This window comes from Halobellus sp. H-GB7, from assembly GCF_030848585.1.
GTDB classification, from domain to species: domain Archaea; phylum Halobacteriota; class Halobacteria; order Halobacteriales; family Haloferacaceae; genus Haloquadratum; species Haloquadratum inordinatus.
The window spans coordinates 96879-103148 of sequence record NZ_JAVDDW010000012.1 but is presented as its reverse complement, the minus strand read 5'-3'; the positions used below and the strand labels follow the sequence as shown (position 1 = coordinate 103148).

The window sequence follows — 6270 nt, the reverse complement described above, 5'->3', positions numbered from 1 at the left end:
ATCGTTCGAAGGAAGACCAACGGCTGTTTGAAAGTACTGGCCCGGCTATCGGGCGGGAGAATCGGGGAGCAGAACGCGATCAAACGGCCGGCGACCGAACGCGAAAGCGAACCGGCGGGCCGACGAGAGAGTGAGCCGAAATCGGCTCGTCGTCGCTTAGAACTGGTCGACGGAGCTGGGGAGTTCGAGCTTCATCCCCTTGCGCTCGCGGATCTCCATAATCTTCTCGCGCTGGAGGTTGTCCGAGAGCACGCGGAAGCCGGCGTTCTCGGTGTTCCACGACGCGCGACCTTCGGTCGCAGAGCGGATGTCCGAGGAGAAGCCGATCATCTCTTCGACGGGCGCGATGCCCTCGATGACCATCAGGTCACCTTCCTGGTACATATCGTCGACGCGGCCACGACGGCCCTGGATCTCGCCGGACGCCGAACCCATGTGTTCGGAGGGAACGTCGATGCGGACGTTCTGGATGGGTTCGAGCAGCTTGATGTCGGCGTCGATCAGCGAGCGGTGGACGGCGTCGCGGACGGCGGGGATGACCTGTGCCGGACCGCGGTGGATGGTGTCCTCGTGGAGCTTCGCGTCGTGCAGTCGCAGGAGCGCACCCTCGACAGGCTCGTTAGCCAGCGGGCCGTCGTTGAGGGCCTCTTCGAGGCCCTCGATGACGAGTTCCATCGTCTCGTTGAGGTGCTGGATACCCTTCGTGTCGTCGATGAGGATGTTCGTCCCGTGGATGTGCTCGACGTTCTGGGAGGTGTCTTTGTCCATTCCGGCTTCCTGCAGCGCTTCGCGGCGCTCCAGTTCCGGCATATCCATCGAGGCCTCGCCGAGCTTGATCGTCTCGACGACGTCGTCCGAAAGGGGTTCGACGGTGATGTAGAACTTGTTGTGGCGGTTCGGGGAGACGCCCTCGACCTCGCGGGACTCCTGCTGGGGAGCCTCGCGGTAGACGACGATCGGCTCACCGGTCTGGACCGGGATGCCCTGGTTCTTCTGGATACGCTGGGTGATGACTTCGAGGTGAAGCTCGCCCTGCCCGCTGATGAGGTGCTCGCCGGTGTCCTCGTTAATCTCGACGCGGATGGTCGGGTCTTCCTTCGCGACCTGCTGGAGCGTCTCGATGAGCTTCGGCAGGTCGTCCATGTTCTTCGCCTCGACGCTCTTCGTGATGACCGGCTCGGAGATGTGCTCGATCGACTCGAACGGCGTCATCTCGATGGACGAGACGGTAGAACCGGCGATAGCGTCACGGAGGCCAGTCACGGCCGCGATGTTCCCGGCGGGAACGCCGCGGTCGAGCTCCTCGCGCTCGCCACCCATGAAGATACCGACCGACTGGACGCGGTTCTTGCCCGCGGTCCCGGAGACGTAGAGCTCCTGGCCCTGCTTGATCGTCCCGCTGAACAGCCGCCCGGTGGCGATTTCGCCAGCGTGCGGGTCCATCGAGATGTCGGTCACCATAAAGACGACCTCGCCGTCGTCGTCGACTTCCTGCATCTGCCGGGAGATCTCGGATTCGTCGTCGCCACGCCAGACGCGCGGGATACGACGGGGCTGGGCGTCGAGCGGGTCCGGGAAGTGCTCGGCGACCATGTCGAGGACGACGTCCGAGAGCGGCGTCTGCTCGTGGAGTTCACGACGCTGGTCGTTGCGCTCCATCTCGATGATCTCGGGGAAGCCGATGCCGGTCTCGGCCATCGACGGCGCGGAGACGCCCCACTTGTAGAGCGCCGATCCGAACGCGACGGTGCCGTCTTCGACGGAGACCGTCCAGTCGTCGACGTCGTCCATATCCTCGGTCATCCCGCGGATGAGTTCGTTGACGTCGCCGATGACGTCCATCAGCCGCTCCTGCATCTCCTGGGGTCCTTCCTGCAGTTCGGAGATGAGGCGGTCGACCTTGTTGATGAACAGCGCGGGCTTGACGCCCTCTCGCAGCGCCTGCCGGACGACCGTCTCGGTCTGCGGCATCGCGCCCTCGACGGCGTCGACGACGACGAGCGCACCGTCGACGGCGCGCATCGCACGCGTCACGTCGCCACCGAAGTCGACGTGGCCGGGCGTGTCGATGAGGTTGATCAGGTGGTTGTCCTCACCGTACTCGTGGGTCATCGAAACGTTTGCCGCGTCGATGGTGATCCCACGTTCCTGTTCGTCTTCCTCTGTGTCCATCATCAGACGGGTCGCCTCGCCCTCGTCGGCGATCATTCCCGCCCCGGCGAGGAGGTTGTCCGTCAGCGTGGTCTTCCCGTGGTCGACGTGAGCGGCGATGGCGATGTTCCGGATCTGCTCCGGTTTGTCCATCAATTGCTCACACTCTTGTACGATCTTTTTTCGTCGGCCCATTATACGAGCCTGTACCGGTAGGAGGGTCAAAAGGGTAGTGTTTTGCCGGTGGCGAAATCGCCGGATACGGCGGTCGCTACCCAGGGTATGCCTCGTTTTGACACAGTAGGGTGGCTAATGATTACTCTCGTCTCTTACCGCCGACCATCGCCACCGGGAGTGGCGCTCGGCGGTACACAGTGAGAGTAATCATTAGGCGAGGTCGGCGCCGGCCGCGACAACCCAGACCTGTGGGTCGCGGCCGAGCCGTCCACTACGTCCGCAGACACCCGACAGCGGATCCACAGCAGAGTAAGAGTCTTGTTCGGCCACCCCGTGAGAGAGATACGCATGGACCTGCGAGTACGCGGGGACGTCCCAGCCGACCCGTTTCTCGGCGCTGGCGAACTCTTCGAGACCGAGTACGACCTCGAACTGCCGGTGTACGTCGACGTTCGGACGGACCCCGACGAGCGAACCTGGGCGGCGCACTACGACGACCACCACGTCCTGAACATCTCCCGACAGGCGGCGACGAGCGCGATGGCCCGCGAGTTGGTCGTCCACGAACTCGCGCATATGGCCCGCAACGAGGAGGGCCACGCCTCTCATCACCTCAAAACGGAAGAAGCGCTCTTTCTCGCGCTGTCGGGCGAGTCAGTCGAGCGGCGGAAGGTCGCACACTGCTATCAGATCGCGAATCATATGAAGGACATCTACGCCGACGACATCACACTCTCGGTGATGCCGCCGGAGAAACTGATCTCCTTCCTCGAATCCGAACTCGCGCGCGCGGTCGCGACCCGCTCGGACCCCGCACCGTGGCCCGACTCCCGCCGCGTCACCGCCGGCTCGGACCCCGAGATCACGGCTGTCAACGCGGCGTTCGCGCTCGGCCTCGTCGAGCGCCACGACGTGATCGACCCCGAACACCGGCTCTACGACTTAGCGCACGCTGCCGCCGACGACGCCCCGACCGTCGATCTCGACGCGTTCAAGCGGCGCTTCCGCTCACTCGGCGAGGACCCCTCCGACAGCGACTATCGGAAGACGCTGGTCGACGCCACCCGCGCGTACGTGGTCGGTGAACCGGGTGACGCTCGCGGCGACGTCGCTGCCGACTGATACTGTCGGACAGAAGTACGAGGAGACAGACCGGAGAGGACAGAGAGAGCAGAGAGAAAACGACGTGTTCGAGGAGTCGCGACTGCGAACGGTCTACCGGGCCGCTTCGGCGACGCGCTCGGACTCTTCTTTCTGGCTGATGGCGTAGGACTGAACGTCGTAGTCGGCCGCGCCGATGAGCACCTGTGCGAGCGCTTCGTCGGCGCCCTGCGGCGTCTTGTAGGAGCCGCGCTGGGTCCCTTCGGCGATGAACTTCAGCGCCTGGTCGACGCGGCGCTGGGGCGCGACGTCGACGGCCTGCGGAACGGAGATGCCACCGTACTTGAGGCGGACGGTCTCCTCACGGGGTGCGGCGTTCTCGACCGCGCGGACGAGGACCTGGATCGGGTTCTCCTCGGTCCGGTCGTTGACGATCTCGAAGGCGTTCTTGACGATTTTCATCGTCTTCTGCTTGTGGCCCGTGTTCTCCTCGGTCTGCATCAGGCGGTTGACGAGGCGCTCGACGATGCTGATCTCGGACTTCTTGAACTGTTTCGAGGCGTGACGGCCCATCGTGTGGGCGATCGGCGTCACGTTGATGTAGCGCTCCGTCGAGGGGTCCGCGTACTCGATCTCGGTGACGTCCCAGACGCCGAACAGCTGTGCGTTCGTCTCGGCTTCCTCGCTGTCTGCGGGGGCGTCGGGTTCGGGGGCTTCGCTCTCAGACATCTTAGCGCACCGGTTTCTCTGCGTTACCGCGGACCAGTTCGATCATCGAGACGCCGTTGACCTTCTCGACCTTGTAGTTCACGCCGGAAAGGTCACCCATCGCGCGACCCTTCGCGCCGCCGATCCCGGCGATCGTGACTTCGTCGTGCTCGTCGATGAACGAGATCGCACCGTCACCGGGACAGAAGGCGGTGACCTGCTTGCCGTTCTTGATCAGCTGCACTCGGACGCACTTTCGGATCGCCGAGTTGGGCTGCTTCGCTTCGATCCCGACCTTTTCGAGGACGATCCCGCGACCCTGCGGGGCTCCCTCGAGGGGATCGGACTTCGCGCCAAGACCGCGCTCGCGTCGCGCGTACTCGGAGTCGGACCAGCGTCGCTTCTGCCGGTCCTGCTTGAGTTTCCGCGCGGCGTACTTGCCGTTCGCCATAGTGACCCGGATTTCCCGTCGGAGCTACTTAAGCCTCCCTTTTCCGATCCGACGAAACGGGCGCAGGTCGGGTTAGCGACCCCTAAGAAGGATTCTGAGGCCGTCGTTTCGATTCGGGATACAGTCGCTCGCGAGGGGAGAGGGGCTGAACGGCGCGGAGAACGTGTCGTTTCGGTGTGAGAGCACCGGAGGCGAACCCGCGTGCAGTGCGGATCGAGGCCGCGCGTCAACTCCCGTCGCCGTACCGGCCGTCGCTGCCGCCGTCGCGTCCGACACCCGGTGCCAGCCCATCCTCGACGTCGACCGACACCGAACCGCTGAGTTCCTGTCCCGACGGCGGCCCGAGCGTCAGGCCGACCTCGTCGAACCGTGCTTTCACGCGCCGGCGGAAGTCGGATTTGAGCGTCACGAGATCGACATCCATCGGATCGCCGACCCAGAAGTCCGCCCGGATCCGCACCGAACTCCCCTCGAAGGAGACGAGTTTCGACGTCGGATCGGGGTCTTCGAGCACGCGGTCGTCCGCCCGAGCGACTTCCACGAGTTCTCGGAGCGCCAGTTCGACGTCGTCGCCGTAGGCCACCTCGACTGGCTCGGAGACGCGGTACTGCTCGCGCCCGTACGGCCGCGTGAGCGCGTTCGCGGTCAACTCCGTGTTCGGGACGATGATCGTCTCGTCGTTCGGGGTCCGAATTCGCGTCACCCGGAAGTCGACCGCCTCGACGACGCCCTCGCCGCCCGGCCAGCCGATCCAGTCGCCGACGTTGAAGTCCGGATCCGCGACCAGAAAGATCCCGCTGACGAGGGATCCGACGAGTTTCTGGCTGGACGCGCCGACGACGAGCGTCAGCGCGGCGGCGATGATCGAGATGTCGGTCAGTATCCCTCCGAAGCCCGCACCCACGACGCCCGCGACGATCGCGACGAGGACGATCAGGGCATGCAGATACGTCTGTGCGGCCGTCTCGATCGTCGGGTTGTTTCGGTTCCGCGCGGCGACGACGCGGGCGATGGCGGGGAGGACGAAGAGCCGTCCGAACGCGTAGGTCACGAGCGTCCCGAGCGTGAACCCCACGCCGATACGGACGATGTCGCTGTACGATTCGCCCGCGATAGCGTCGAACGTACCGGGCGGGACGAGTTGCCCCGGGGCGAGCGCGCCGAACTGGAGCAGTCCGTCGTGCACGTCTCCGAGAGCGCGACAGCGACACAAAAAGTTATAGGACGGTTTGCACGTCTGTCGCGGCCCGCGACAGCGTCACGTCAGCTGAATGTCGTCGATGTCGTAGTGCCGGCGCGCGAGTTTGCGTGCGGTCTGGATGTGTTTGCCCTCGCTTCCGATGGCGACGCCGCGGTCGCCCTCGGGGACTTCGACGTATGCGACCCGCTCGCCGCCCTGCTCGGACAGCGTCACGTGTCGGACCGCCGCGGGCGCGAGCGCGTTCTCGACGAACGCGGCCGGCGTGTCGGCGTTTTCGACGAGTTCGACGTCACGACCGATCGCCTCCTCGACCGCCTGGACGTGCGCGCCGCCGGGACCGATCGCGGCCCCCATATCGCCGGCGGCGACGAGGATGACAACCCGGTCCTCGAACAGCAGGCAGTCGCGGGCCGCAGCGCCCGTCTCGTCCTCGAAGCGGGCGATGAATTGGCGCGCGTCGTCCGACAGCGTGACTCGCATC

At 65.1% G+C, this 6270-nt stretch carries 6 protein-coding genes; 1 reads left to right on the top strand and 5 read right to left on the bottom strand.

The genetic code is table 11. The features are described from left to right. Window positions 1-156: 156 nt before the first annotated feature. The gene (locus RBH22_RS15955; protein WP_121568526.1) at window positions 157-2346 is read right to left on the bottom strand and encodes an elongation factor EF-2; all 2190 of its coding nucleotides are present in this window, start codon (window positions 2344-2346) and stop codon (window positions 157-159) included. A 330-nt stretch (window positions 2347-2676) separates the two neighbouring features. On the opposite strand from RBH22_RS15955, the gene RBH22_RS15950 reads away from it, so the two are divergent. Then, the gene (locus tag RBH22_RS15950) at window positions 2677-3450 is read left to right on the top strand and encodes a DUF5781 family protein (protein ID WP_256545941.1); all 774 of its coding nucleotides are present in this window, start codon (window positions 2677-2679) and stop codon (window positions 3448-3450) included. 93 nt (window positions 3451-3543) lie between these two features. On the opposite strand, the gene RBH22_RS15945 is transcribed toward RBH22_RS15950, so the two are convergent. The 4 genes from RBH22_RS15945 to RBH22_RS15930 form a co-directional block, all read right to left on the bottom strand. After that, window positions 3544-4158: a 30S ribosomal protein S7 gene (locus RBH22_RS15945; protein WP_256288772.1), complete on the bottom strand. Its 615-nt coding sequence runs from the start codon at window positions 4156-4158 to the stop codon at window positions 3544-3546. A 1-nt stretch (window position 4159) separates the two neighbouring features. Further along, window positions 4160-4588 (bottom strand): 30S ribosomal protein S12, encoded by a 429-nt coding sequence (locus RBH22_RS15940; RefSeq protein ID WP_089768796.1) that lies wholly within the window; start codon window positions 4586-4588, stop codon window positions 4160-4162. 226 nt (window positions 4589-4814) lie between these two features. After that, window positions 4815-5678 carry a mechanosensitive ion channel domain-containing protein gene (locus tag RBH22_RS15935; RefSeq protein WP_306678182.1) on the bottom strand — a complete coding sequence of 288 codons (864 nt, stop codon included), beginning with the start codon at window positions 5676-5678 and terminating at the stop codon, window positions 4815-4817. A 168-nt stretch (window positions 5679-5846) separates the two neighbouring features. Then, window positions 5847-6269, bottom strand: a complete 423-nt coding sequence (locus RBH22_RS15930) for a NusA-like transcription termination signal-binding factor (RefSeq protein ID WP_256288771.1) — start codon at window positions 6267-6269, stop codon at window positions 5847-5849. Between the last annotated feature and the right edge of the window lies 1 nt (window position 6270).

What these genes read in the sequence shown, in the direction of transcription:
- RBH22_RS15945 (WP_256288772.1), bottom strand. Translation starts at nt 4,158, where the DNA reads ATGTCTGAGAGCGAAGCCCCCGAACCCGACGCCCCCGCAGACAGCGAG.
- RBH22_RS15950 (WP_256545941.1), top strand. Translation starts at nt 2,677, where the DNA reads ATGGACCTGCGAGTACGCGGGGACGTCCCAGCCGACCCGTTTCTCGGC.
- RBH22_RS15940 (WP_089768796.1), bottom strand. Translation starts at nt 4,588, where the DNA reads ATGGCGAACGGCAAGTACGCCGCGCGGAAACTCAAGCAGGACCGGCAG.
- RBH22_RS15955 (WP_121568526.1), bottom strand. Translation starts at nt 2,346, where the DNA reads ATGGGCCGACGAAAAAAGATCGTACAAGAGTGTGAGCAATTGATGGAC.
- RBH22_RS15930 (WP_256288771.1), bottom strand. Translation starts at nt 6,269, where the DNA reads ATGCGAGTCACGCTGTCGGACGACGCGCGCCAATTCATCGCCCGCTTC.